The sequence below is a fragment of the Niveispirillum sp. KHB5.9 genome (assembly GCF_048066115.1).
Lineage (GTDB): Bacteria > Pseudomonadota > Alphaproteobacteria > Azospirillales > Azospirillaceae > Niveispirillum.
On record NZ_JBLTYX010000007.1, the window covers coordinates 221,007 to 243,150 of the forward strand.

27 protein-coding genes and 2 tRNA genes are annotated in these 22,144 nt (G+C 65.6%); 17 read left to right on the plus strand and 12 right to left on the minus strand.

The window, feature by feature from the left end:
- Positions 1 to 64 precede the first annotated feature (64 nt).
- The gene (locus ACM9HJ_RS14520; RefSeq protein ID WP_416572453.1) at positions 65 to 721 is read right to left on the minus strand and encodes an O-methyltransferase; all 657 of its coding nucleotides are present in this window, start codon (positions 719 to 721) and stop codon (positions 65 to 67) included.
- Between the two features lie 93 nt (positions 722 to 814).
- Here ACM9HJ_RS14520 and ACM9HJ_RS14525 point away from each other — a divergent pair, with 93 nt between their 5' ends.
- The gene (locus ACM9HJ_RS14525; protein WP_416572454.1) at positions 815 to 1,462 is read left to right on the plus strand and encodes a TetR family transcriptional regulator; all 648 of its coding nucleotides are present in this window, start codon (positions 815 to 817) and stop codon (positions 1,460 to 1,462) included.
- 59 nt (positions 1,463 to 1,521) lie between these two features.
- Here ACM9HJ_RS14525 and ACM9HJ_RS14530 read toward each other — a convergent pair.
- Positions 1,522 to 1,613: transfer RNA gene (locus tag ACM9HJ_RS14530), tRNA-Ser, on the minus strand.
- 228 nt (positions 1,614 to 1,841) lie between these two features.
- On the opposite strand from ACM9HJ_RS14530, the gene ACM9HJ_RS14535 reads away from it, so the two are divergent.
- Together ACM9HJ_RS14535 and ACM9HJ_RS14540 are read left to right on the plus strand one after the other, a co-directional pair.
- A complete protein-coding gene (locus ACM9HJ_RS14535; protein WP_416572455.1) occupies positions 1,842 to 2,561 on the plus strand; it encodes a DUF3313 family protein in 720 nt (239 codons plus the stop codon).
- A 161-nt stretch (positions 2,562 to 2,722) separates the two neighbouring features.
- On the plus strand, positions 2,723 to 3,691 hold the full coding sequence (locus ACM9HJ_RS14540; RefSeq protein WP_416572456.1) for a bile acid:sodium symporter family protein: 969 nt from the start codon (positions 2,723 to 2,725) through the stop codon (positions 3,689 to 3,691).
- 52 nt (positions 3,692 to 3,743) lie between these two features.
- On the opposite strand, the gene gatB is transcribed toward ACM9HJ_RS14540, so the two are convergent.
- Entirely contained in the window at positions 3,744 to 5,198 is a 1,455-nt protein-coding gene (gene gatB / locus ACM9HJ_RS14545) for an Asp-tRNA(Asn)/Glu-tRNA(Gln) amidotransferase subunit GatB (RefSeq protein WP_416572457.1), read from the minus strand.
- Between the two features lie 93 nt (positions 5,199 to 5,291).
- Entirely contained in the window at positions 5,292 to 6,206 is a 915-nt protein-coding gene (locus ACM9HJ_RS14550; protein WP_416572458.1) for an SMP-30/gluconolactonase/LRE family protein, read from the minus strand.
- A gap of 223 nt (positions 6,207 to 6,429) precedes the next feature.
- Between ACM9HJ_RS14550 and hisG the strand changes: the two genes are divergently transcribed.
- The 11 genes from hisG to ACM9HJ_RS14605 all read left to right on the plus strand — a co-directional run bounded on the left by hisG (position 6,430) and on the right by ACM9HJ_RS14605 (position 13,807).
- Positions 6,430 to 7,101, plus strand: coding sequence for an ATP phosphoribosyltransferase (gene hisG, locus ACM9HJ_RS14555; protein WP_416572508.1), 672 nt, complete (start codon positions 6,430 to 6,432; stop codon positions 7,099 to 7,101).
- Positions 7,091 to 8,380, plus strand: a complete 1,290-nt coding sequence (gene hisD, locus ACM9HJ_RS14560; protein WP_416572459.1) for a histidinol dehydrogenase — start codon at positions 7,091 to 7,093, stop codon at positions 8,378 to 8,380. The genes hisG and hisD overlap by 11 nt, the downstream gene beginning before the upstream one ends.
- 67 nt (positions 8,381 to 8,447) lie before the next feature.
- Positions 8,448 to 8,930, plus strand: coding sequence for a UPF0262 family protein (locus ACM9HJ_RS14565; RefSeq protein ID WP_416572460.1), 483 nt, complete (start codon positions 8,448 to 8,450; stop codon positions 8,928 to 8,930).
- A 13-nt stretch (positions 8,931 to 8,943) separates the two neighbouring features.
- Positions 8,944 to 9,384, plus strand: a complete 441-nt coding sequence (locus tag ACM9HJ_RS14570) for an arsenate reductase ArsC (protein ID WP_416572461.1) — start codon at positions 8,944 to 8,946, stop codon at positions 9,382 to 9,384.
- A gap of 139 nt (positions 9,385 to 9,523) precedes the next feature.
- Entirely contained in the window at positions 9,524 to 9,742 is a 219-nt protein-coding gene (infA, locus tag ACM9HJ_RS14575) for a translation initiation factor IF-1 (RefSeq protein ID WP_028097283.1), read from the plus strand.
- A gap of 16 nt (positions 9,743 to 9,758) precedes the next feature.
- The gene (locus ACM9HJ_RS14580) at positions 9,759 to 10,412 is read left to right on the plus strand and encodes a Maf family protein (RefSeq protein WP_416572462.1); all 654 of its coding nucleotides are present in this window, start codon (positions 9,759 to 9,761) and stop codon (positions 10,410 to 10,412) included.
- Positions 10,412 to 11,563, plus strand: coding sequence for a ribonuclease E/G (locus ACM9HJ_RS14585; protein WP_416572463.1), 1,152 nt, complete (start codon positions 10,412 to 10,414; stop codon positions 11,561 to 11,563). Before ACM9HJ_RS14580 ends, ACM9HJ_RS14585 begins: the two co-directional genes overlap by 1 nt.
- Before the next feature lie 13 nt (positions 11,564 to 11,576).
- A complete protein-coding gene (locus ACM9HJ_RS14590; RefSeq protein WP_416572464.1) occupies positions 11,577 to 11,777 on the plus strand; it encodes a DNA gyrase inhibitor YacG in 201 nt (66 codons plus the stop codon).
- Positions 11,778 to 11,892: 115 nt separating this feature from the next.
- Positions 11,893 to 11,968, plus strand: a tRNA-Phe gene (locus tag ACM9HJ_RS14595).
- A gap of 188 nt (positions 11,969 to 12,156) precedes the next feature.
- Positions 12,157 to 13,386, plus strand: coding sequence for a tetratricopeptide repeat protein (locus ACM9HJ_RS14600; protein ID WP_416572465.1), 1,230 nt, complete (start codon positions 12,157 to 12,159; stop codon positions 13,384 to 13,386).
- A 19-nt stretch (positions 13,387 to 13,405) separates the two neighbouring features.
- The gene (locus ACM9HJ_RS14605; RefSeq protein ID WP_416572466.1) at positions 13,406 to 13,807 is read left to right on the plus strand and encodes a GFA family protein; all 402 of its coding nucleotides are present in this window, start codon (positions 13,406 to 13,408) and stop codon (positions 13,805 to 13,807) included.
- A gap of 109 nt (positions 13,808 to 13,916) precedes the next feature.
- Here the strand turns inward: ACM9HJ_RS14605 and ACM9HJ_RS14610 are convergent, their stop codons facing one another.
- The 3 genes from ACM9HJ_RS14610 to ACM9HJ_RS14620 all read right to left on the minus strand — a co-directional run bounded on the left by ACM9HJ_RS14610 (position 13,917) and on the right by ACM9HJ_RS14620 (position 16,221).
- Positions 13,917 to 14,813 carry a DMT family transporter gene (locus tag ACM9HJ_RS14610; protein ID WP_416572467.1) on the minus strand — a complete coding sequence of 299 codons (897 nt, stop codon included), beginning with the start codon at positions 14,811 to 14,813 and terminating at the stop codon, positions 13,917 to 13,919.
- 100 nt (positions 14,814 to 14,913) lie between these two features.
- Positions 14,914 to 15,276, minus strand: a complete 363-nt coding sequence (locus ACM9HJ_RS14615) for a VOC family protein (RefSeq protein ID WP_416572468.1) — start codon at positions 15,274 to 15,276, stop codon at positions 14,914 to 14,916.
- Between the two features lie 18 nt (positions 15,277 to 15,294).
- Positions 15,295 to 16,221 carry a threonine ammonia-lyase gene (locus ACM9HJ_RS14620; protein ID WP_416572469.1) on the minus strand — a complete coding sequence of 309 codons (927 nt, stop codon included), beginning with the start codon at positions 16,219 to 16,221 and terminating at the stop codon, positions 15,295 to 15,297.
- Positions 16,222 to 16,322: 101 nt separating this feature from the next.
- Here ACM9HJ_RS14620 and ACM9HJ_RS14625 point away from each other — a divergent pair, with 101 nt between their 5' ends.
- A complete protein-coding gene (locus ACM9HJ_RS14625) occupies positions 16,323 to 16,793 on the plus strand; it encodes an Lrp/AsnC family transcriptional regulator (RefSeq protein WP_416572470.1) in 471 nt (156 codons plus the stop codon).
- On the opposite strand, the gene ACM9HJ_RS14630 is transcribed toward ACM9HJ_RS14625, so the two are convergent.
- Positions 16,794 to 17,684 carry a hypothetical protein gene (locus tag ACM9HJ_RS14630; RefSeq protein WP_416572471.1) on the minus strand — a complete coding sequence of 297 codons (891 nt, stop codon included), beginning with the start codon at positions 17,682 to 17,684 and terminating at the stop codon, positions 16,794 to 16,796.
- Between the two features lie 177 nt (positions 17,685 to 17,861).
- Here ACM9HJ_RS14630 and ACM9HJ_RS14635 point away from each other — a divergent pair, with 177 nt between their 5' ends.
- Complete coding sequence (locus tag ACM9HJ_RS14635) at positions 17,862 to 18,560, plus strand: ArsR/SmtB family transcription factor (protein WP_416572472.1); 699 nt, start codon at positions 17,862 to 17,864, stop codon at positions 18,558 to 18,560.
- A gap of 14 nt (positions 18,561 to 18,574) precedes the next feature.
- Positions 18,575 to 18,877, plus strand: coding sequence for an antibiotic biosynthesis monooxygenase family protein (locus ACM9HJ_RS14640; RefSeq protein WP_416572473.1), 303 nt, complete (start codon positions 18,575 to 18,577; stop codon positions 18,875 to 18,877).
- Here ACM9HJ_RS14640 and ACM9HJ_RS14645 read toward each other — a convergent pair.
- The 4 genes from ACM9HJ_RS14645 to ACM9HJ_RS14660 all read right to left on the minus strand — a co-directional run bounded on the left by ACM9HJ_RS14645 (position 18,862) and on the right by ACM9HJ_RS14660 (position 22,092).
- Positions 18,862 to 19,299: a hypothetical protein gene (locus ACM9HJ_RS14645; RefSeq protein WP_416572474.1), complete on the minus strand. Its 438-nt coding sequence runs from the start codon at positions 19,297 to 19,299 to the stop codon at positions 18,862 to 18,864. The genes ACM9HJ_RS14640 and ACM9HJ_RS14645 overlap by 16 nt on opposite strands.
- A gap of 3 nt (positions 19,300 to 19,302) precedes the next feature.
- A complete protein-coding gene (locus ACM9HJ_RS14650) occupies positions 19,303 to 19,638 on the minus strand; it encodes a DUF883 family protein (protein ID WP_416572475.1) in 336 nt (111 codons plus the stop codon).
- A 90-nt stretch (positions 19,639 to 19,728) separates the two neighbouring features.
- The gene (locus ACM9HJ_RS14655) at positions 19,729 to 20,919 is read right to left on the minus strand and encodes an MFS transporter (protein ID WP_416572476.1); all 1,191 of its coding nucleotides are present in this window, start codon (positions 20,917 to 20,919) and stop codon (positions 19,729 to 19,731) included.
- Positions 20,920 to 21,186: 267 nt separating this feature from the next.
- On the minus strand, positions 21,187 to 22,092 hold the full coding sequence (locus ACM9HJ_RS14660; RefSeq protein ID WP_416572477.1) for an AraC family transcriptional regulator: 906 nt from the start codon (positions 22,090 to 22,092) through the stop codon (positions 21,187 to 21,189).
- Positions 22,093 to 22,144: the final 52 nt, after the last annotated feature.

Consider the following 22,144-nt stretch of genomic DNA (forward strand, 5'->3'; position numbering starts at 1 on the left):
CCGGGAAGATAGCCCGTCACGCCTTTGCACGCAACGGTTCCCGCCCGGCGGTCGCCCACTCCCCTCAGCCGATCCGCATGGAAAGCTCCACGTCTCCGGCAAACGCCACGGACATGTAGCCGCCATCAGGCGAACGGACACGGCCCAGATAGTCCGGACTGTAATCGGCATTATCGGCGACGATCAGGGCACCGGGCCGCAGCCGCGGCGCCACCAGATCCAGGATATCGGGATAGAGCGCCTTTGCCCCGTCCAGCAGCAGCAGATCAACCGTCTCCGGCAGATCGGTGCTCAAGGTGGTCAGCGCGTCACCCTCGCGGATGTCGACCAGATCGATCAGGCCGCCCTCCGTCAGGTTGCGGCGGGCACCGGCGACCTTTGTCGGCTCGAACTCGCTGGTGATCAGCCGGCCGCCGCCATTGTCGCGCAGTGCCGCCGCCAGATGCAGGGTGGAAATGCCGAAGGAGGTGCCGAACTCCACGATGGTGCGCGCCCGCATGGACCGGGCCAGCAGGTACAGCAGCACCCCCGTCTCCCGCGATACCGGCAACCACAGATCCTTCAGGCGGCCGTAAAGGTCGAGATATTCGGTCTTGCTGCGCATCAGGCGCTCCCGCTCCTCACGGGAGACCCCTTCGAATGCGGGGCTTGTCGCCGCTTCCGCCTCCTGGAACAGACGGTCCAGAAGGGTCGCCAGCGGCGTTGCGGTCAGGCTGTTCATAAGTGTCTCCGGTACAGAACCGACGCGTCTTGCGCCGGGCTTAAAAATACGAATACTTCGTCGCGTTTCCTAATCGCATTGCCGGAGTCTGTAATGGCCAACCCGCCAAGTGCCCGGATTTCCTCACGAAAGCAGCCCAAGCAGGCCCGGTCGGCGGACCTTGTCGCCGCCATTCTGGAAGCCGCTGTTCAGGTTCTTGCCAAGGAGGGGGCGCAGCGTTTCACCACCGCACGGGTGGCGGAAAAGGCCGGGGTCAGTGTCGGCTCGCTCTACCAGTATTTCCCCAACAAGGCGGCGATCCTGTTCCGGCTTCAGACCAACGAATGGCGCCAGACGACGGGGATGCTGCGCGGCATCCTGGGCGACCGGAACAGGCCGCCACTCGACCGGCTGCGCGCCCTGGTCCATGCCTTCATCCGATCGGAATGTGACGAGGCCGCGGTGCGGGTGGCGCTGAACGATACCGCGCCGCTTTATCGCACCGCCCCCGAAGCGCGGGAGGTGCGCGCCGGCAGCGATGTGGCCATGGAAACTTTCCTGAAGGAGGCCCTACCCGAGGCCCCGCAAGCCATCACCGAGACGGTGTGTGATCTGATCAACGGCACGATGAGTGCCCTGGGAAAGCAATTCTCCCAGTCACCGCGCAGTGCGGAGGAGATCGCGGCCTATGCCGACGCGATGGCCGACATGTTCTGTGCCTATATCCGGTTCCATGGACAGGGGACGGGGAAACAGGCGTGAAGCCCCCCGGTGGAATGCAAAAAGGCCGGCAACCCGAAGGTTACCGGCCTTTTGGATGCTGGCGGAGGGGATGGGATTCGAACCCACGATACCAGTTTCCCGGTATGACGGTTTAGCAAACCGTTGCCTTCAGCCGCTCGGCCACCCCTCCGAACCGTTCGCGACGACCGGTTTTGCCGGGGTCGCTTCGGTGAGAGGGGTGTTTAGTGGCACGGAGCGGGCTTGTCAACGGCGCTGCGACATACCATTCTTAAAAAGTGATCCCGGCCTCTGTCCGGGACATGCCGGAACGGGGGCGGTCCGGCGATCCGCCGCAAGAACGCGGTTCCGCACGGGGGGGAGACTTCCACCCGCGCCCTGTCTTATGGAGTTCGACAACATGTTCGGACATGGAAAGTCCATTGCACTCGCTGAATCGCCCGCGATCCAGGCGGAGGGCATGGGGTTCAAGGCCGGCCTGCTGGCCGGCATCGTCGGCCTGTCCCTGATGGTTCTGGCCGCCGGCACTGCCGGTGCCGGCGAAAGCGCCTGGGACGGCATCCCCTCCAAGAAGGCCCCGCCGCTCCCGACCGAGGGCCTGACGGAGCAGGACCATGCCAATCTCGACAAGGTATTCGTGAAGCCGGGCGTCAACCTCGCCAGCTACGGCAAGGTGATCCTGGCCCCCATGGATACCGCCATCGAGCGCCGCTTCGATGAGGTGCTGGTGTCGGTGCGCGAGCGCGACCATGCGTTCGAATATATGGAAAAGCAGCTGAAGGACACGCTGGGGTCGGCACTGGTGACGGCGCCGGGTCCGGGCGTGCTGAAGCTTTCCATCACCTTCACCGATTATGTGCCCAACCGGTCCTTCCATGCGGAGAAGGCGCGCGGCGGCGGCACCGTCGACCGCGTCTATGCCGTGGGCCGCGCCGCCTTCCAGGCGACGCTGACCGACAGCCAGACGGGCCAGATCGTCGCCGTCATCGCCGATGCCGACATGGGCCTGCCGTTTCCCGACAATATCAACGCCTACACGATCTATGGCGACGCGGACCGGTTCAGCCGCCGCTGGGCCAAGCAGATCGCCAAGCTGGTGACGGGCGACGCCGCCAGCTGATTACGGTCCAAACAGGGGCCGATGGGATTGGGGCGCCGGGGGCAATCTCCGGCGCCTTTCTTTTGCGCGCAGGGCAAGGCACACCGGTGGAATGAGGGGGTGCCCTGCACGCACAGGCGACGGGCATACTGCCCCCCTGCCCCCCATGGAAGACCCGTCCCATGAAGCAATTCTTCAGCGCCGTGATCGACCCGTTCCTGATGGCCCTGCTGGCCACGGTGGGGCTGGCGGCCCTGTTTCCGGCTCAGGGGCCGGTGGCGCATTGGGTCGATATCGTCGCCGACGTGGCCATCGCGCTGCTGTTCTTCTTCCATGGCGCCAAGCTGTCGCGCGAGGCCATCCTGGCCGGCATGGGCCATTGGCGGCTGCACCTGAGCGTGCTGGCCTGCACCTTCGTGCTGTTCCCGCTGCTGGGGCTGGCCACGGGCCTGCTGTCACCGGGGCTGATCTCCCCCGTCATCGCCGCGGGCATCCTTTATCTCTGCCTGCTGCCATCGACGGTGCAAAGCTCCATCGCGTTTGTCTCCATCTCCGGCGGCAATGTGCCGGCGGCGATCTGTTCAGCCTCGGCATCCAACCTGCTGGGCATCTTCGTCACCCCGCTGCTGGTCGGGCTGCTGATGCAGACAGATGGTCAGGCCGGCGTGTCGCTGGGGGCGCTGGAGGCGATCATCCTGCAATTGCTGGTGCCCTTCGTGGCGGGGCATCTGGCCCGGCCACTGATCGGGCGCTTCGTGCAGAAGCATAAGCAGACCATCTCCTACACCGACCGGGGATCGATCCTGCTGGTGGTCTATTCGGCCTTCAGCGCCGCGGTGGTGGAGGGGCTGTGGCACAAGGTCGATCTGCGCGACCTGATCGCCATCATCGTGGTCAGTGCCGTGCTGCTGGGCATCGTGATGTATGTGACGATGCTGGCCGGAAAACTGCTGGGTTTCAGCCGCGAGGACCGGATCGTCCTGGTCTTCTGCGGATCGAAGAAAAGCCTGGTGTCGGGCGTGCCCATGGCCAGCGTGCTGTTCCCCGTGGCGCAGGTGGGCCTGATCATCCTGCCCATCATGATCTTCCACCAGATCCAGCTGCTGGTCTGCACCTGGCTGGCGGCACGGTATCGGCAACGAACGCAATAAAAAAGGCCGCCGGGTCGCCCCGACGGCCTTTTCATCACAAACCCCAACCGGTTCAGCCCTTCAGCTTGACCGCCAGGATGTCGTTCACCATGGCCGGGTTGGCCTTGCCCTGGCTGGCCTTCATCACCTGCCCCACAAAGAAGCCGAATAGCTTGTCCTTGCCGGACCGGTATTCGGCCACCTTGTCGGGGTTGGCTTCCATCACCTGGGCGATGACGGCGTCGATGGCGCCGGTATCGGTGACCTGACGCAGGCCCTTCTCATCGACGATGGCGATGGCCGACTTGCCCGTCTCCAGCATCAGCGCGAACACATCCTTGGCCAGACGGCCGGAGATGGTGTTGTCGGCCACCAGATCCAGCAACCCACCCAGATCGGCGGTGGAGATCGGCGATTCGGTGATGTCCTTGCCGGTCTTGTTCAAGGCACCCAACAGGTCGCCGATGACCAGATTGGCGGCGGCCTTCGGATCGCGGCCCTTGGCCACTTCCTCATAGAAATCGCCACGCGCCTTTTCCGCCACCAGCACGCCGGCATCGTACACCGGCAGCTTGTACTGCTCCATGAACCGCGCCTTCTTGTCGTCGGGCAGTTCCGGCAGGCTGGCCTTGATCTGATCGACCAGTTCCTGCTCGATCACCAGCGGCAGCAGATCGGGATCGGGGAAATACCGGTAATCATGCGCCTCTTCCTTGCTGCGCATGGAGCGGGTGACGCCCTTGGCCGTGTCCCACAGGCGGGTTTCCTGCACGACCACGCCGCCTTCCTCGATCAGCTCGATCTGGCGCTGGGCCTCATACTCGATCACCGCATGCATGAAGCGCATGGAATTGACGTTCTTGGTCTCCGTGCGCGTGCCCAGCGGGCCGCCCGGACGGCGCACCGACACGTTGATGTCGCAGCGCATGGAGCCTTCATCCATGTTGCCGTCGCAGGTTTCCAGATAGCGGACGATGGTGCGCAGCTTACGCACATAGGCCACCGCCTCTTCCGGGCTGCGCATGTCGGGCTTGGACACGATCTCCATCAGCGCCACGCCGGCCCGGTTCAGATCGACATAGGTCTTGGACGGATGCTGGTCATGCATCGACTTGCCGGCATCCATTTCCAGATGCAGCCGCTCGATCCCGACCTCGCGCGTCACGCCGTCGGCCAGATCCAGGATGATCGTGCCCTCGCCCACGATGGGCTGCTTGAACTGGCTGATCTGATATCCCGAGGGCAGATCGGCATAGAAATAGTTCTTGCGGTCGAAGACGCTGCGCAGGTTGATCTGCGCCTTCAGGCCCAGGCCGGTCTTGACCGCCTGCTGCACGCAGAACTCGTTGATCACGGGCAGCATGCCGGGGAAGCCGGCATCGACGAAGCTGACTTGGCTGTTGGGGGCCGCACCGAAGGCCGTGGCGGCCCCGCTGAACAGCTTGGCATTGGAGATGACCTGGGCATGGACCTCCAGCCCGATCACCACTTCCCATTCACCCGTCTCGCCCTGAATCCGGTAAGCCATCGTCTCTGCACTCTGTGATAACGGAAAGACCAGGGGCTTTTCATGGCCGGATTCGGCCCAAAGGGCAAGGGGCTTGGACGATGTGCCGCCCCCTCAGAACCGCTTCGCCCCCCGCACCGGCAGCATCACGGCATAAAGCCCGCCGGTGGCACACATATAGAGTCTGTTGCCGCGCGCGCCACCGAATTCCAGATTAGCCACCCGTTCCGGGACCAGCACCCTGGCGACCAGCTCTCCATCGGGGTGGTAGCAATGCACCCCGTCCGCCTCTCCCATCCAGAGATGGCCCCCTTCGTCGCAGCGCAGGCCATCGAAGCCCGCCTGTTCCGACACAGCGAACACATCGCCACCCGACAGGGATTTGCCCTCAACAGTGAAGGCCCGCACATGGCAGGGACCGTCGGGCGAATGGGTGCGGCCGGTATCCACGACATAGAGGGTCTGCTCATCGGGGGAAAAACAGATGCCATTGGGCTTCACGAAATCATCGGCCACCATTTCCACCGCCCCCGTGACGGGATCGATGCGGTAGACATTGCTGGCACCGATCTCGCTCTCGGCCTTGTAGCCTTCATAATCGCTGTCGATGCCATAGGTCGGGTCGGTGAACCAGACGGAGCCGTCGGATTTCACCACCACATCATTGGGGCTGTTGAAGCGCTTGCCTTGCCAGCGGTCGGCCAGAACCGTGATCGAGCCATCATGTTCAGTGCGCACTACCCGCCGCCCACCATGTTCACAGGTAACCAGCCGCCCCTGCCGGTCGATGGTATTGCCATTGCTGTAGCCGGACGGCCGACGGAACTCCGCCACCCCGCCCGTCGCCTCGTCATAGCGCAGCATGCGTTCATTGGGGATGTCGGACCAGACCAGCGTGCGGTGGGCGGGGAAATAGGCCGGCCCTTCCGCCCAGCGGCAATCGCCATAAAGCTTTTCCACCTTGGCGCTGCGGCGCAGAACGGCGCGGGCGCGGATGGGATCGTGGATGATGAAATCGGCGTCGGACATGGGCGCTCCGGATCAGGCGGCGAGAGTGTCGCCCCCTTTATACAAGAGGTGTCCGGGAAATTTTCGACCAAATCCACGCCGGCCAAGCTCAGGTCCGAACAGCCCCCGCACCCCGATTGAAGCTTCACGCAACCCGGCCCTTCGCAGCGGCGGGTGGACGGGTGCGCCCGGGCATGCCATGAAAGCGGCCTGTCGCAACCCCACCTGGAGCGTCCAGGACATGATGTCGCCTGCCGCCAATGACCTGCTGGTACTGGCCCTGCCCAAGGGTCGGATTCTGGATGAGGTGAGGCCGCTGCTGCACCATGTGGGGATCGAGCCTGAAGCCGATTTCGACAATCCGAAATCCCGCGCCCTGAAGTTCGACACCAACCTGCCCAACGTGAAGATCATCCGCGTGCGCAGCTTCGATGTCGCCACCTTCGTGGCCTTCGGCGCCGCCCATCTGGGTGTCTGCGGCAGCGACGTGCTGATGGAATTCGATTATCCGGAGATCTACACGCCGCTGGATTTGGGCATCGGCAAGTGCCGGATCGCCGTGGCGGAGCCGGTGGACCTGTCGGAAAAGGACGATCCCTCGCGCTGGTCGCATGTGCGCGTGGCCACCAAATACCCGGACATCACCCGCCGTCATTTCGCCGCACGCGGCGTGCAGGCCGAATGCATCAAGCTGAACGGCGCGATGGAACTGGCCCCCAACCTGGACCTGTGCTCGCGCATCGTCGATCTGGTCTCCACCGGCGTGACGCTGAAGGCCAATGGCCTGGTGGAGATCGAGCATATCGCCGACATCTCCTCCCGCCTCATCGTCAACCGGGCTTCCTTCAAGACGCGCCATGGCGAAATCCAGGGCTGGATCGACCGTTTCAATGAGGCCATCGGCAATGCCGGTTAAATTCTCCACCCGCGACGGCGATTTCGAAGCCCGCTTCCAGGAACTGCTGGGGGCCAAGCGCGAGGTTCAGGAGGACCTGAACAACGCCGTCACCGCCATCCTGAACGATGTGAAGGCACGCGGCGACGCGGCCGTGCTTGAGTACACCAAGCGCTGGGACCGGCTGGACCTGACCGCCGCCGGTATAGCCTTCACCCAGGATGAGATCGACGATGCCGTGGCGCAGTGCGATGCCGCCACGCTGGACGCGCTGAAGCTGGCCGCCGACCGGATCGAGGCGTTCCACCGCAAGCAGTCGATTGAATCCTCCTTCTACACCGACCCGGCCGGTGTGCGGCTGGGTGCCCGCTGGACGCCGGTCGGCGCCGTCGGCCTCTATGTGCCAGGCGGCACCGCGTCGTACCCCTCATCCGTGCTGATGAATGCCATCCCGGCCAAGGTGGCCGGCGTGCCGCGCATCGCCATGGTGGTGCCCACGCCCGACGGGGTGATCAATCCGCTGGTCCTGGCCGCCGCCAAGCTGGCCGGCGTCACCGAGATTTATCGCATCGGCGGGGCGCAGGCGGTCGGCGCGCTCGCCTTCGGCACCGCGACGATCAAGCCGGTGGACAAGATCACCGGCCCCGGCAACGCCTTCGTCGCCGCTGCCAAGCGGCAGGTGTTCGGCACGGTCGGCATCGACATGATCGCCGGCCCGTCGGAGATTCTGGTCGTCGCCGATGGGCAGAACGACCCCGCCTGGATCGCCGCCGACCTGCTGTCCCAGGCTGAGCACGATACCAGCGCGCAGAGCATCCTGATCACCGACGACGCGGCCTTCGCCGATGCCGTATCCGCCGCCGTGGATACGCATCTGGCCAATCTGCCTCGCGCGGAAATCGCCGGCACCTCCTGGCGCGACCATGGCGCCATCATCCTGGTCGATGACCTGAACCAGGCCGTGCCCCTGGTCGATCGCCTGGCGCCGGAGCATCTGGAACTGGCCGTGGCCGATCCCGATGCCCTGGCCGCCAAGGTCCGCAATGCCGGCGCCATCTTCCTGGGCCGCCACACGCCCGAAGCCATCGGCGATTATGTCGCGGGTCCCAACCATGTGCTGCCCACGGCCCGGTCGGCGCGTTTCTCCAGCGGCCTGAACGTGCTGGATTTCATGAAGCGCACCACGCTTGTCGGCTGCACGCCGGAAAGCCTGGCCCGCATCGGTCCCGCCGCCGTGGCCCTGGCCAATTCCGAAGGGCTGGGTGCCCACGCCCTGTCGGTTGCCATCCGGCTCGCGTGATCCGGCTTGCCAAGCGCATGGCTGGGCAGGCAGGTTAATAAAAACTGAACGCCACCACCGGGGAGGGATGATGAACGCGCCGCACCACCGCATCGTCCATGTGGAATTGGTGGAGAAGAACGTCATCCGCCGCAACATGGAGGTGGAGCATGAGCGCGCCGTCGCCCTGTTCGACCTTCTGGACGAGAACCGCTTCGCCCTGGTCGAAACGCCGGATGTTGGCCCCTTCCGCCTGTTCCTGTCGACCGAGGATAACCGTCTGGTCTTCGATGTAAGGCGTGAGGATGACGAGGTGCTGACCCGCATCACCCTGCCGCTGACCCCGTTCCGTACCATCGTGCGGGACTATTTCATGATCTGCGACAGCTATTACAAGGCCATCAAGACGGCGTCGCCCTCCCAGATCGAAGCCATCGACATGGGTCGGCGCGGGCTGCACAACGAGGGATCGGAACTGCTGCGCGAGCGGCTGGCCGGCAAGGCCGAAATGGATCTGAACACGGCCCGGCGCCTGTTCACGCTCATCTGCGTGCTCCATATCCGGAACTGACGGTCGCGGCGAGATGGCAGAGACCAACCCGACCCGGATCTCCAGCGTATTGTTCGCCTGCACCTACAATTCTATCCGCTCCCCCATGGCCGAAGGGCTGCTGAAGAAGCTGATGGGCAAGCAGGTCTATGTCGACAGCGCCGGCGTGCGCGAGGGAGAGATTGACCCCTTCGTGACGACCGTGATGGCCGAACTGGGCGTAGACATGTCGCGCCACAAGGCAAAAACGTTCGAGCAGCTGGAGGATGACAGTTTCGATCTGGTCATCTCCCTGTCGCCGGAGGCACAGCACCGGGCTGTGGAAATGACCCGCACCACGGCCTGCGACGTGGAATTCTGGAACACGTTCGACCCGACCCTGGTGGAGGGCAGCCGCGAGGCACGACTCGATGCCTATCGCCAGGTACGCGACACGCTGATGAAGCGGCTGAAGCAGCGCTTCGGGATGGAGTGAGCCGGACCGGGTGAGTTTCCAGACTGGCCAAGCCATGCCCAGCGCGAACAACGTCCTTGCTTTGCGCTGAAAACACTTGACCCGAACCCCTGCGGCGCTCACCTATGTGCGCGTTTTACCCTCCCGAAATCAGGAAAACATGGCCAAGGAAGATCTGATCGAGTTTTCCGGCACGGTGACTGAACTGCTGCCTAACGCGATGTTCCGCGTGAAACTCGACAACGAACATGAAGTGCTCGCCCATACCTCGGGCAAGATGCGCAAGAACCGCATCCGCGTGCTGGCTGGCGACCGCGTCAATGTCGAAATGACGCCGTACGACCTGACCAAGGGTCGGATCACCTTCCGCTTCAAGTGAGCGGCAGGGCTTGATCATGATTACGCGCGCGGCGGCGACGCCCGAGACATCCGGCATCATCCGTCCGCGCCTGATCCTCGCCTCCGGTTCTCCCCGGCGGCGGGAATTGCTGGCCCAGATCGGGCTGGTGCCGGACGCCATCGATCCGGCCGATATCGACGAGACACCCCACAAGGACGAGTTGCCCAACGCCCATGCCCAGCGCCTGTCGCGGGAAAAGGCCGGGATCGTGGTCGCGCGCCATGCGGGTGCCATCGTGCTCGCTGCCGACACGGTAGTGGGGCTGGGCCGTCGCATCCTGCCCAAGGCCGACGATGCCGACACGGCCCGCCGCTGCCTGGACTTGCTCCAGGGCCGCCGCCACCGCGTCTATACGGGCGTGGCGCTGATCGGCACCGACGGCAAGGCCTGGAGCCGTGTGGTCGAAAGCCAGGTGATCTTCCGCACGCTGTCGCGTGACGAGATCGACCAGTACATCGCCACCGGCGACTGGAAGGGCAAGGCCGGCGGCTATGCCATCCAGGGGCTGGCCAGCCTGTTCGTGCGCCAGCTTTCCGGCAGCTACAGCAATGTCGTGGGCCTGCCCCTGACGGAAGTGGCGGGCGTGCTGCGCGCCGCCGGGATCGACGCGCTGGCGCTGGCCGCCGCCCAAGCCGCGACCGGGGGCTGATGCGCCGGCGGCTGCTGATCGACCGGCGCGGGCCCTTGCAGCGCTGCGCCATGCTGTCCGACGGCGTCCTGACCGACCTTGCCATCGACCATGACGACCGCCCCGTCTGGCAGGGCGCCATCGTCCAGGGCCGCGTAACGCGTGTCATGACCGGCCTGGACGCCGCCTTCGTGGAATTCGGTGACAGCGTACCGGGTTTCCTTTCCGCCTCCGATGTGCGCCCCCTGCGCCGCGACGCGCGCATCGGCCAACTCCTGCGCACAGGACAGATGGTCACGGCCCAGGTGAAGGCCGACGCCCATGACGGCAAGGGGGCGGTCCTTACCATGGACCTGTCCCTGCCCGGCCGTTTCCTCGTCCACAACCCGCACGGCGACGGCATCCATATCTCCAAGCGTCTGGGCAAGGGGCCGGAGGTGACGGCCTTGCGCCAGCGCCTGTCCAGCACCCTGCCCAACCAGGGCGGCTGGATCGTGCGGGCCGAGGCGCTGCATGCCGACCCCGCCCTGGTCCTGGACGAGGCGGAGGGGCTGCTGGCCGACGCGCACCACGCCCGCATGGCGGCAGGCGCCCCCTCCCCCATGACCCTGCTGCCCCCGCCCGACGCCGTGCGCCGCGCCTTCGTGGAACTGCCCCGCGACGGGTTGGCAGAGATCGTGGTGGAGGGGCCGGACATGCTGGCGGCGGTGAAGGCCGCCGCCATGGCCCTGGCGCCCGACCTGCTGCCCTTGATCGCTCCGCATAAGGGCGCACGCCCCCTATTCGACCAGGGGGACTTGGACAGCGCCATCACCGCCCTGGCCGACCGCCGGGTCGATCTGGGCCAGGGCGGCTCCCTGGTCATCGACCGGACGGAAGCCCTGACCGTCATCGACGTGAACGGGGGTGAACGGGGCAACCCGCTGGCCACCAACCTGGATGCCTGCCTGGAGATCGCCCGGCAACTGCGCCTGCGCAATGTCGGTGGCATCGTGGTGGTGGATTTCGTCAACATGGCGCGGGCCGGCGACCGTGAGGCGGTGATCCAGCGCCTGTCATCGGCGGTTTCCGATGACCCCGTGGCCACCCATGTCTATGGCATGTCGCGCCTGGGTTTGGTGGAGGTCACCCGCGCCCGCCGCGGCCCGCCGCTGGCCGACCTGCTGCTGTAAGGAAGTTCCCACGATGAGTGATGACCCGATCGACCTGTCCGCCGCCCGCCGTCCGAAGAAGGCGGCAGGCTGCCCCATCTGCGGCCGCGCACCGGTAATGGATTTCCGTCCCTTCTGTTCCAAGCGCTGCAGCGATGTCGACCTGTCACGCTGGCTGGGAGAGGTTTATCGCGTACCGGTGGAGGATGCGCCGGGCGAGGATGAACCGGGCTGAAAATTTTTGCGATCGCCGCAATTCAATGCTTTACAGCCCCGGATGCCTTGTCTATAAGGCGCTCCACACCGGCAGCGGACACCGAAAACGCTCTGGTGAGTACGAAGTAAGATGTGCCCAGGTAGCTCAGTCGGTAGAGCAGGGGATTGAAAATCCCCGTGTCGGCGGTTCGATTCCGTCCCTGGGCACCACCTTCGACTATAAACCCTTCCATCTATATCTGCACTTCCGCGCTCAAGTCTTTGAACAGACTTGACCATCCGTGCATCGGCACCGTTTTGCCGAAATCGGCAAACCATCACCTTCCAATATTCGGTTGAAACTGATCCCGCGGATGCTGAAAAAGGGCTGTCCGCGATGCGCTTCAGCCGGAGGAAAGATGTCCGCCCGTTTGCCCACCCTGCGCCGGTGCCTGCTGCCCATGGCCGTCCTTGCCGCCCTGCTGGCCATGCCAGCGGCGGCGGAGCTGGCCGTCAGCCGGGAGGTCGGGCTGCCCTTGCAGGCGGCGCGTCAGGCGCTGGACGGCAAGCGTTATGATGTGGCGCTGAAGGAGGTGGACAAGGCCCGTGCCGTCGCCACAATCACGGCGCAGGAGAAATGGGCGGTGGAACAGATGCGCGCCGCCATCTACAAGGCGCAGGGCCGTTTCGATCTGGCCGCCACCGCGTTCGAGGCGGCGATCACCCTGGTGCCATTGTCGGAAGCCGATCAGGCCGGCGCGCTGGAGACGCTGGCGCAGCTCTGGTACCGTTCCGGCGATTATGGCAAGTCCGTCGCCTTCGGGGAAAAGGCGATGGCCGCCGGAAGGCGCAGCGACGGGTTCCGGCACATGGTGGCGGAGGCCTATTATCGCAGCAAGGAGCCGGCCAAGGCCGCCAAGCTACTGCATGCCTGGGCCGACGACCTGCGCAAGGCCGGCCGCAGCCTGTCATCGGAGGCCCAGCAGCTGCTGGCCGCATCGGAGTTCATGTCGGGCAACAATGAAGGCTATATCAAGGCCCTGCGCCAGCAATTGCAGGTGGAGAGCACGCGGGAGAACTGGCAGCGCCTGCTCGACGCCATGGCAAAGGGCAAGCCGGTCCCGGAACGGCTGGACCTGGACTGGGCCCGGCTGAAGCTGGCGGTCAACGCCTATGACAATCCGGACTCGCTGACCGAGATGGCGCAGCGCGCCATGGTGGAGGAATTGCCGGCCGAGGCGGCGGCGGCCCTGGACCAGGGCTGGGCGTCGGGACTGCTGGGCAAGCCGGGCCCCAAGCTGGAACGCCAGCAGCGCCTGCGCGAATACGCCACCACACAGCTTGCCGCGCAGAAACAGGGGCTTGAGGAACGGCAGCGTCAGGTGCTGGCCGGCAAGGATGCCAATACCATCGCCAAGCTGGGCATGGTATATGCCTCCTTGGGGCAGCCGGACCAGGCCATCGCCCTGTTGCAGCAGGCGCTGAAGGGCAAGCTGATATCGCCGGCGGCGGTTCGGCTGCGGCTGGGCATGCTGCAATACCGGGCCGGACAGAACCAGGCGGCCGCACAGACCATGGCGGCATTGCCGGCAGGCAGTGACGAGGCAAGGCTGGGCGGTGTCTGGGGGCTGATCTACCTGCAGCGATGATACTTCCAGGGAGGCGGACATGACGGAACGGATGGCATCATGCGGTTGCGGACAGTTGCGCGTGACCTGCACCGGTGAACCGGTGCGCATTTCCATCTGCCATTGCCTTGAATGCCAGAAGCGCACCGGTAGCGTTTTCGGCACGCAGGCGCGGTTTCCCCGGGCACAGGTGACGATCGAGGGCAGCACGACGCCGTGGGTACGGTTCGGGGACAGCGGCCAGTCGGCCACCTTTCATTTCTGCCCGGTGTGCGGCTCCACGGTTTACTGGGAACCCAGCGCGATGCCGGATTTCATCAGCGTGGCGGTGGGCGCGTTCGCCGATCCGCAATTCCCGCCGCCCTTCGTCTCCGTCTATGAGGAGCGCATGCATCCCTGGGCGCCGGCGGCAAACGATCTGCCGATGGAGCATATGGGTTGAAGCGGTTTTCGCTGAGCGAAAATCGCTCCGGCGGCGACTGCCGCCGCGCCGCACGTGCGGCGTGAAGCCAAGCCGCGGATGCGGCGCCGGCGTTTGAGGAACACAAAAGTCAGGCTTTGCGGCTGCGCCCCGGCATGGTCATGGCCACAACGGCCGCCACCACGCAGACCAGCCCGACCAGGGCCGTGGGCGCCAGGCTTTCGCCCAGGAACAGCATGCCCAGCCCCACGCCGATCGGCACACGCAGATAGGCCTGCGACGTGGTGCCAATCGAACCCAGCGTCTGCATCAGCCGGAAATAGATGGTGAACGCGATGGCCGTGCAGAACACGGACAGGCAGATCAGCGCACCGATGGAATGCAGCGAGGGAGACAGCGTCCAGGGACGATCGACCACCAGACTGACCGGCAGCAATATCACCGCGCCGCAGATCATCGACCCCGCCGCCGGCACGATGGGCGTGAGGCCCTTGAAATTCTTCCCATAGATCGCGGCCCCGGCATAGGAGATGGTGGCAGCGACGATGGCCAGCTGTGCGCCCAGCTGGTCACCCAGGCCGTTCAGCGCCTCCATCCCGATGATCAGGCAGATGCCCAGCAGCCCGGCCGCCACACCGAACATCTTGCGCATCGTCACCGGCTCATGCCGGGTGATCAGGGCCGTCAGCAGGAAGGTGAAGATCGGCGTGGTGGAATTCAGGATGGCGGCCAGGCCGGCATCCGTCTCCTGCTCCCCCCAGGCGACCAGGGTGAAGGGCACGACGCTGTTCATCACCGCCTGGAAGGTGAATTGCCGCCAGACCTTGGGGTCGCGTGGCAGCCGCACCCCCTGCCACGCCATCACTGCCAGCAGGATCGACCCGGCGATCAGGGTGCGCACGGCGATCAGGGTGACGGGCGGAATGGTCTCCACCCCCACCTTGATGAAGGTATAGGACGAGCCCCAAAGCGTGGCCAGCACCAGCAGCAGCGCCAGTTCCTTGATCATCAACGGTCGTTCGCCCATCACCCAGCCCATCCGGCATCCATCGGTGCCCTTTCAATAGCAGAGGCCAAGTCGCCGCGCTTCGGCCGCTACCGAACTATTGGCATGCGTTTGAAAGGTCCTATTCCGGCTTGTGGCAGACGAATTCCACCAGCCGTCCGTCGGGATCGCGCAGGAAACCGGCATAATAGTTGGGATGCACATGCGCCATCAGGCTGGGGGCGCGATCCAGGGCCAGTCCCGCCTGCACCCCCACCGCATAGATGCGGTCCACCATGGCGCGGTCTGGGCTGTTGAAGGCGTAATGCACGTCGCGGGCGGGCACTTCGCCAAGTGCCAGAAAGAAATCCAGGGTTTTGCCGTCACCGAAACCCTTCACCGCCCCATCCACCTCCAGCCGGTAGCCCAGCGGCGCCAGCAGGGTGGCGTAGAAATGCAGGCTGGCCGGCAGGTCGGCGGTCTTCAGTTCGATATGGTCGATCATGCTATCCTCACATTCCCATCAGTTTCGTGTATTGCCGCCACAGAGCGGGATCAGGATGCGGCGCCCGCCCCAGGCGGCGGGATCGGCCAGCAATGCCGCCAACCCGGCGGCACCCGCCGGTTCCACCACCAGCCCCAGATGCTGTTGCAGCAGGTCCATGGCACGGATGATGGCCTGGTCCGGCACCATCACGGCGCCGTCCAGGACGCGGCGCAGACTGTCCACGGCATATTGGATGGGCACGCGTACGGCGATGCCGTCGGCGATGGTGTCCGCCCCTTCCCGCCCCGTGACGGGCCAGCCACGCACGGCATGGGCCATGACCGGTGCACCGGCCGCCGCCACGGCCAGCATGCGGGTATCGGGGGCCGCATGCCTGACCCAGGTCCCCATGCCCGACGCCAGCGCGCCATTGCCCAGCGGCGCCAGCACCAGATCGATATCCGGCACGGCCGCCATCGCCTCCAGCGCGATGGTGCCCGCCCCCTCGGCGATCAGCACCTCCGCCCCGTCCACGACTAGATGATGGCCCTCCCGCTCGGCGAACCGCCCCGCCTCCTCTTTCGCCACGTCGAAATCGGCGCCATGCAGATGCACCTCGGCACCAAGCGCCCGCATGGCGTCGATCTTCTTCGGCACGGCGGTTTCGGCCGCGAAGACGGTCAGGCGGTGTCCATGGGTACGCGCGGCCCAGGCCAGGCCCTGGCCGAAATTGCCCGCCGATCCGCAAACCAGCGGGCGGTCATCGCTGCCCAGCCCGGCCACGAAATTGGCGGTGCCACGGCCCTTGAAGCTGCGGATGGGGTTGGCGGTTTCATCCTTGAACCAGATGCTGGCACCAAACAGCCGGTCCAGGCCGGGGGATTGTCTGATCGGGGAGCCGCGGAACGCCGGATCGATCCGATCAAGGGCGGCCTCTATGCCGCCCGGTGTGGGGTATCGCATGCAGGGATTTTAGCGTCGCCGGGCGCGTGTTTTCGGCGAACTGGGCTGGCTTCACGCTTTTCTCCCGCATTTCATGCTGTCATCCTGCCCGGATCATGCGCATGACCGATCTCGACCCTTTCGATCGCAAATTGCTGGCCCTGGTGCAGAAGGATGCCGACCAGACGGCCGATGTCCTGGCCGAAAAGGTCGGCTTGTCCGCATCGGCCGTGTCACGCCGGTTGAAGCGGCTGAAGGCCGACGGGGTGATCACCGCCACCGTTTCCCTGGTCGATCCAGCCAAGGTCGGACGGCCCACCTTCTTCATCGCCGGGCTGGAGATCGAACGCGAACGGCCGGAGATGCTGGCCCGCCTGCGCCACTGGCTGGCGGGGGAGGATCAGGTGCAGGAGGTGTTCTATGTCACCGGCGGCACGGATTTCATCCTGGTCATCGCCGCCCCGGACGTGGAGGCCTATGACATGCTGATGGGACGGCTGATGGAGGACAACCCCACCGTCCGCCGCTTCACCACCAATGTGGCGCTGGGCATTTCCAAGCGCGGGCTGGCCGTGCCGATCCCGACGGAATGATCAGGCGCGGATATCGATGGACGCCGGCGGCGGTGGCGTGAGGGTCGGAAGCGACACGCCGGGCGGGCCGAACGCGTCGGCCATGGCGCGGTCGCCCTCCTCCATATCCTGGCTGGCCCGTTCCATCTCCGCCTTGGTGCCGGGCGAACCGTCCTTGCGGGCCAGGTTCTTCATCTGCTGATGGATGGCGCGCAACTGGTCCATCATCGTGCGCAGTTCCGCCTCTTCCCGCGCCTCCCCGGCCCGGGCGGAACCGTCGCGGATGATGGCGTCGCGCTGGGCCTGGATATCGGCGTTGGACATGGTGCCGGCGGCTTGCTCCTGCCCAGCCGGCGTCTGTTCATCCGCCACTGCCTCTCCGCCCTGGTTGGCGGTCTGGTTGGCCTGCTGTGCCACGGCCTGGGCTTCGGCACTGGCCGTCGCCGCCTCACCGGAACCGCTGGCGGCCACCTGGGCAGTACCCGTCGCGCTCGTGCTGTCACCGCCACTGGCATCCTTGGCGGCCTGGCCCAATTCCTTGGCCACCGTCGCCGCCTCCTTGGCGATGCGGGCGGCGGCCTTCTTGTCGCCGCTGGCGGCGGCCAGCTGGGCCTGGAGCTTCAGCATTTTCAGCTTCTGCTTGGCCTCCTCCTTCTTGCGGGCTGCGGCTTCCTTGGCATCTTCACCACCGCTGGCCAGCTTCTGGGCCAGACTGTCGGCATCCTTCTTTTGCGCCTCCAGCCGGGCGCGCGTATCGGGATCAATGAAATCCTGGATGCCCGTAGGCTTGGGCGCGGGCCCACTATTGGCAGCATCCTTCTTCAGGTCCTGCCAGATGCCTTGCGCCTTCGATTGCAACTGCCGGGCCGAAACGGCGAAGACGCCGCTGGCCGAACCCAGGACCGACACCATGATCCACCCCATGTCCGCCGCTGGATCGAAGCCCGCCCCTGCCCCAACCCTGCCCCCAACTCTGATAGATCAAATTTTATCCATGCCGGCCCGGTCCCGCAACCATGATTCGGTGCAGGCCGAAGCATCGGGACAGGGCCTGCCCTATGCTAGGCTGCGATGGTTCAGGGAGGGAACATGGTCAGCACCTCGGATTTCGCGGAGATCGCGACGCTTGCCGGTGACCCGGCGCGGGCCTGCATGCTCCACGCGCTGATGGATGGCCGCGCCCTGACGGCGGCGGAACTGGCGCGGGCGGCGGGGATCACGGCACAGACGGCCAGCGGGCATCTGTCGCGGCTGGTGGCGTCCGGCCTGCTGCGCGTGGAGCCGCAGGGGCGGCATCGCTATCACCGGCTGGCATCCCCCGCCGTGGCGCGAATGATGGAAAGCATCATGCAGGTGGCGGCCGACCGCACACCCCCACCCCGCCCCGTGCGCACCGGTCCCCGCGACAAGGCGTTGGCCGATGCCCGCACCTGTTACGACCATCTGGCCGGAAGATTGGGCGTGGCTCTGGCCGACGCCATGGTGGCGGGCGGTCATGTTGAACTCGCGGAAGAGGCAGGGCTGATCACGGCGCGGGGGCGGGATTTCCTGGTCGGGCTGGGCCTGAACCTGCCCAATACCGGCACCGCCCGCGCCTTCTGCCGCCCCTGCCTGGACTGGAGCGAACGGCGGCCACATCTGGCCGGCGCCCTGGGACGGGCACTCTGTCACCATGCTTTCGACCAGGGCTGGGTACGGCGGGTGGAAGGCAGCCGTGCCGTCAGCGTCACGCCGGCCGGCACCATGGCCCTGCGCCGGCATTTCGCCGTCGATTTGGCTGGTTTCTGAAGGGGGGCACCGACATGATCGCCGTGTTTTTCGAGGTGGAACCGGCCGAGGGCGGGTTGCAGCTCTATCTGGACCATGCCGCCCTGCTGCGACCGCAGTTGGAAGCCATCCCCGGTTTCATCTCCGTCGAACGGTTCCAGAGCCTGACCAATCCCGGCAAATATCTGTCCCTGTCCTTTTTCCAGGATGAGGACGCCGTAGCCCGCTGGCGCACGCACGAAGGCCACGCCCGCGCTCAGGAAGCGGGACGTGGCGGGCTGTTCAGCCAATATCGCATTCGGGTGGCGGGGGTGATCCGGGACTATGCAGGCCCCTGATCCTTCTCTTCCTGCTTGTCCGGCATCAGGATCATGAAGGCGATGATCCCGGCGGCCACCATCATGAAGGTGCCAGGGGAACGCAGCAGGACCGGCACCAGGGCGGTGACGCCCAGACGGATCAGTTCCGCCACGGCATCCTGCTCCTTGCGCTTCTTCTCCGCGCGATGCCAGGCGGCCATCAGGCCCAGGATGATGGGAATGGGCAGCATGATGGCACCGGCCACCGCCAGCAGGGCGGGGCCGATGCCAATCAGGCTGGATAACCAGACGACGCTCCCGGCGACGACCAGGGCGAAACCGGTCAGGCCCAGGAAGGCCATGGCGGCATAGAGGATACCGTCGCGGCCCACCTGTCGCGCTGCTGCGCCGATGTCCCGCGTGACCAATGGCATCAACAGCGGGACAAGCCGGTCCAGCATCTGTTAACGCCGGGCCAGCAGGGCCAGCGCGAAGCCGGCAACCACGGCGATACCCAGCGATTGCAGCGGGCGCTCACGCACGCCGCCTTCCACCTTCTTCTCCAGCGACACCAGTTCCTCGCGCAGGTTCTGGATGGCGGTCACCGACGCATCCTTGACGTTCGACGCCATTTCGCCGACACGCGCCTTGTAACCGTCGGCCTTTTCCGAACCGGCAGCAGCGACGGTGGAAGCCAGGGACGTCAGATCGGCGCGCAACTGCTTCAGCTGCGCCTCAATGTCACCCGCAGCAGCGGCACCGTTGCCGGACTTGATCGTATCCGATTGCACCGAAGCCATGGACGTTCTCCTTCCAATTCAGGTTGCTACACTGCGAGGTAACACCTGGATCGACAGGAAGGTTCCGCCGCTCCGACAACAGTTGATTGATCAGCTACAAGCCTGTGGTTCCAGCGTTTCCCGCTGCTTGTCGTCCATAATCGCCACGACCCAGATGGCGAAACCGCCCAAGGCCAGCCCCGCCCCCACCCAGCCAGTGGACGCCCAGCCATGGCCGGCGGCAATCGCCAGCCCGCCCAGCCAGGGGCCCAGGGCATTGGCGAAGTTGAAGGCGCTGTGGTTGAGTGCCGCCGCCAGGGTCTGCGCATCCTTGGCCACATCCATCAGCCGGGTCTGCAGCGCCGACCCCAGCGCCCCACCGCAGCCGATCATGAACACCGCCACCATGAGGGCCCAGACATTGCCCACGGTAAAGGTGAAGAGCAGCAGCGACGCGGCACTCCACAGCAGGATACCGCCCACCGACGGCATCAGCGCCCGGTCGGCTGCCCAGCCGCCGACCAGCGTACCCACTGTCATGCCGACACCGAACACGGCCAGCGCCAGCGGCACCGTGGCCGGGGCCACGCCCGTCACCTCAAGCATGGTGGAAGCAAGATAGGTGTAGACGCAGAACATGCCGCCGAAACCGATCGCCCCGATGCCCAGCGTCAGCCAGACCTGCCGCTGGGCCAGCGCGGACAGTTCCCGCAACGGGCTGGCCCCCGGCACCGGCCGGTCCTTGGGCGCGTACAGCACCAGCAACGTGACGGTCAGCAGACCCAGCACACCGACCAGCGCGAAGCCCCAGCGCCAGCCCACCAGCTGCCCGATGGCATTGGCCAGCGGCACGCCGATGATGGTGGCGATGGTCAGGCCCAGCATGACGCGGGAAACCGCCTGGGCCCGCTTGTTATGCGGCACCAAGCTGGTGGCCACCAATGCTGCCACACCGAAATAGGCGCCATGCGGCAGGCCCGACAGGAAGCGGAAAACCAGCATCCATTCGTAAGACGGCACCAGGGCCGACGCCGTGTTGGCCACGGCGAACAGGCCCATCAGTGCGATCAGCAGGGTCCGGCGCGACAGCTTGGCCGCCAGCACGGCGATGACGGGGGCACCCACCACCACGCCCAGCGCATAGGCGCTGATCACATGGCCGGCGGTGGGCTCGTCAATGCCCAGGCCGGGGGCGAAATAGGGCAACAGGCTCATCACCGCGAATTCGGTGGTGCCGATGGCAAAGCCACCCATGGCAAGCGCGAACAGCACAAGGCCGGGGCGGACGGTTGAAGCGGACATGGGGCTTGGTTCCGGATCTACGGAAGCGGCGCATATGGCACCGCACAATCATCCCTTATGTGAGCACTCAATACCTTGATGGGCAACGCCGTTACCGTTACCGCAGCGCAGTATAAAATGCATAGCTGAATGAAATGTTGGCTTTCAACGCGTTCCCTCAAGCGCCGGGCGCCCGCATCCGCGGGCTTTGGCTAACGCGCGCATGGGCGCGCGGGCGCTCAATGCGCCAACCAGGACGCGACGAGTTCCACTCATCACATCCTGGTATCAACCAATCGCCATCCGCGCATAATCGCGCGGCGGACAGCCCAGTACCCGCTTGAAGGCGGTGCTGAACGCACTTTCCGACTGGTACCCCACCGACAGCGCGATTGCCGACACCGGCTCCCGCCCCGTCAGCAGCCGGTCACCGGCCAGCAGCATGCGCCAGCGCGTCAGATATTCCATGGGGGCCGCCCCCACCAGGGTCTTGAACCGCTCGGCAAAGCTGGACCGGGACATGCCGGCATGGCGGGCCAGATCCTGCAAGGTCCAGGCGCGCGCCGGATCGGCATGCAGGGCACCGATCGCCGCCCCCACCTGCTGGTTGGACAGGGCGAACAGCCAGCCGGTCCCCTGCCCCGGCCCCATCGCCAGATGCAGGCGCAGCGCCTGGACCAGCATCATATGGGCTAGATGGCGCAGCACCAGGAAGGCACCGGGCCGGTCCTCCCGCAGCTCCGCCATCATCCGTTCCATGGCCCAGCGCAAATCCGGCGCCTCTTTCAGATGCACGATGGGCGGCAGCATGCCCAACAGGATGTTGCCATGCCGCCCTTCCAGCGAAAAACGGCTGGAGACGCAGAAGAACCCTGTCGCCTCCCCCAGCTTCAGGATGCCGCCCCGCCTTGCCGCCGGAAATATCTCTTCCGCCCGCAGCGCCGGCAGGCCGGGGCCGCTGGCCATGCGGAAGGGCCGGCCCGATGGCAGCAGAAAGCAATCCCCCTGCTCAAGCTGCACCGGATCATCCACCCCGTCCACCCACAGCAGGCAACGGCCGGCAACGATCGCGCCGGTCTTGATATTGTCCTGCTGATCGGGGAATTGCACCGCCCAGTCGCCCCCGGCCTCGAACCCCGCCGACAGCAGGTTGCGCGGCTTCAGCAGCGACAGGATGTCGGAAAGCGGGTCCATGCCGGGCGCCTTTCGGACGAATACGAAGATATTACGGATTTCATAGCATGGA

Bases quoted from the DNA above. Each gene is read 5' to 3' on its own strand.
- ACM9HJ_RS14525 (WP_416572454.1), top strand. From the start codon at position 815: ATGGCCAACCCGCCAAGTGCCCGGATTTCCTCACGAAAGCAGCCCAAG.
- ACM9HJ_RS14565 (WP_416572460.1), top strand. From the start codon at position 8,448: ATGATGAACGCGCCGCACCACCGCATCGTCCATGTGGAATTGGTGGAG.
- ACM9HJ_RS14520 (WP_416572453.1), bottom strand. From the start codon at position 721: ATGAACAGCCTGACCGCAACGCCGCTGGCGACCCTTCTGGACCGTCTG.
- ACM9HJ_RS14550 (WP_416572458.1), bottom strand. From the start codon at position 6,206: ATGTCCGACGCCGATTTCATCATCCACGATCCCATCCGCGCCCGCGCC.
- ACM9HJ_RS14640 (WP_416572473.1), top strand. From the start codon at position 18,575: ATGATCGCCGTGTTTTTCGAGGTGGAACCGGCCGAGGGCGGGTTGCAG.
- gatB (WP_416572457.1), bottom strand. From the start codon at position 5,198: ATGGCTTACCGGATTCAGGGCGAGACGGGTGAATGGGAAGTGGTGATC.
- ACM9HJ_RS14635 (WP_416572472.1), top strand. From the start codon at position 17,862: ATGGTCAGCACCTCGGATTTCGCGGAGATCGCGACGCTTGCCGGTGAC.
- ACM9HJ_RS14620 (WP_416572469.1), bottom strand. From the start codon at position 16,221: ATGCGATACCCCACACCGGGCGGCATAGAGGCCGCCCTTGATCGGATC.
- ACM9HJ_RS14655 (WP_416572476.1), bottom strand. From the start codon at position 20,919: ATGTCCGCTTCAACCGTCCGCCCCGGCCTTGTGCTGTTCGCGCTTGCC.
- hisD (WP_416572459.1), top strand. From the start codon at position 7,091: ATGCCGGTTAAATTCTCCACCCGCGACGGCGATTTCGAAGCCCGCTTC.
- ACM9HJ_RS14605 (WP_416572466.1), top strand. From the start codon at position 13,406: ATGACGGAACGGATGGCATCATGCGGTTGCGGACAGTTGCGCGTGACC.
- ACM9HJ_RS14610 (WP_416572467.1), bottom strand. From the start codon at position 14,813: ATGGGCGAACGACCGTTGATGATCAAGGAACTGGCGCTGCTGCTGGTG.
- ACM9HJ_RS14535 (WP_416572455.1), top strand. From the start codon at position 1,842: ATGTTCGGACATGGAAAGTCCATTGCACTCGCTGAATCGCCCGCGATC.
- ACM9HJ_RS14630 (WP_416572471.1), bottom strand. From the start codon at position 17,684: ATGGTGTCGGTCCTGGGTTCGGCCAGCGGCGTCTTCGCCGTTTCGGCC.
- ACM9HJ_RS14615 (WP_416572468.1), bottom strand. From the start codon at position 15,276: ATGATCGACCATATCGAACTGAAGACCGCCGACCTGCCGGCCAGCCTG.
- ACM9HJ_RS14600 (WP_416572465.1), top strand. From the start codon at position 12,157: ATGTCCGCCCGTTTGCCCACCCTGCGCCGGTGCCTGCTGCCCATGGCC.
- infA (WP_028097283.1), top strand. From the start codon at position 9,524: ATGGCCAAGGAAGATCTGATCGAGTTTTCCGGCACGGTGACTGAACTG.
- ACM9HJ_RS14570 (WP_416572461.1), top strand. From the start codon at position 8,944: ATGGCAGAGACCAACCCGACCCGGATCTCCAGCGTATTGTTCGCCTGC.
- ACM9HJ_RS14660 (WP_416572477.1), bottom strand. From the start codon at position 22,092: ATGGACCCGCTTTCCGACATCCTGTCGCTGCTGAAGCCGCGCAACCTG.
- hisG (WP_416572508.1), top strand. From the start codon at position 6,430: ATGTCGCCTGCCGCCAATGACCTGCTGGTACTGGCCCTGCCCAAGGGT.
- ACM9HJ_RS14625 (WP_416572470.1), top strand. From the start codon at position 16,323: ATGACCGATCTCGACCCTTTCGATCGCAAATTGCTGGCCCTGGTGCAG.
- ACM9HJ_RS14580 (WP_416572462.1), top strand. From the start codon at position 9,759: ATGATTACGCGCGCGGCGGCGACGCCCGAGACATCCGGCATCATCCGT.
- ACM9HJ_RS14650 (WP_416572475.1), bottom strand. From the start codon at position 19,638: ATGGCTTCGGTGCAATCGGATACGATCAAGTCCGGCAACGGTGCCGCT.
- ACM9HJ_RS14540 (WP_416572456.1), top strand. From the start codon at position 2,723: ATGAAGCAATTCTTCAGCGCCGTGATCGACCCGTTCCTGATGGCCCTG.
- ACM9HJ_RS14585 (WP_416572463.1), top strand. From the start codon at position 10,412: ATGCGCCGGCGGCTGCTGATCGACCGGCGCGGGCCCTTGCAGCGCTGC.
- ACM9HJ_RS14590 (WP_416572464.1), top strand. From the start codon at position 11,577: ATGAGTGATGACCCGATCGACCTGTCCGCCGCCCGCCGTCCGAAGAAG.
- ACM9HJ_RS14645 (WP_416572474.1), bottom strand. From the start codon at position 19,299: ATGCTGGACCGGCTTGTCCCGCTGTTGATGCCATTGGTCACGCGGGAC.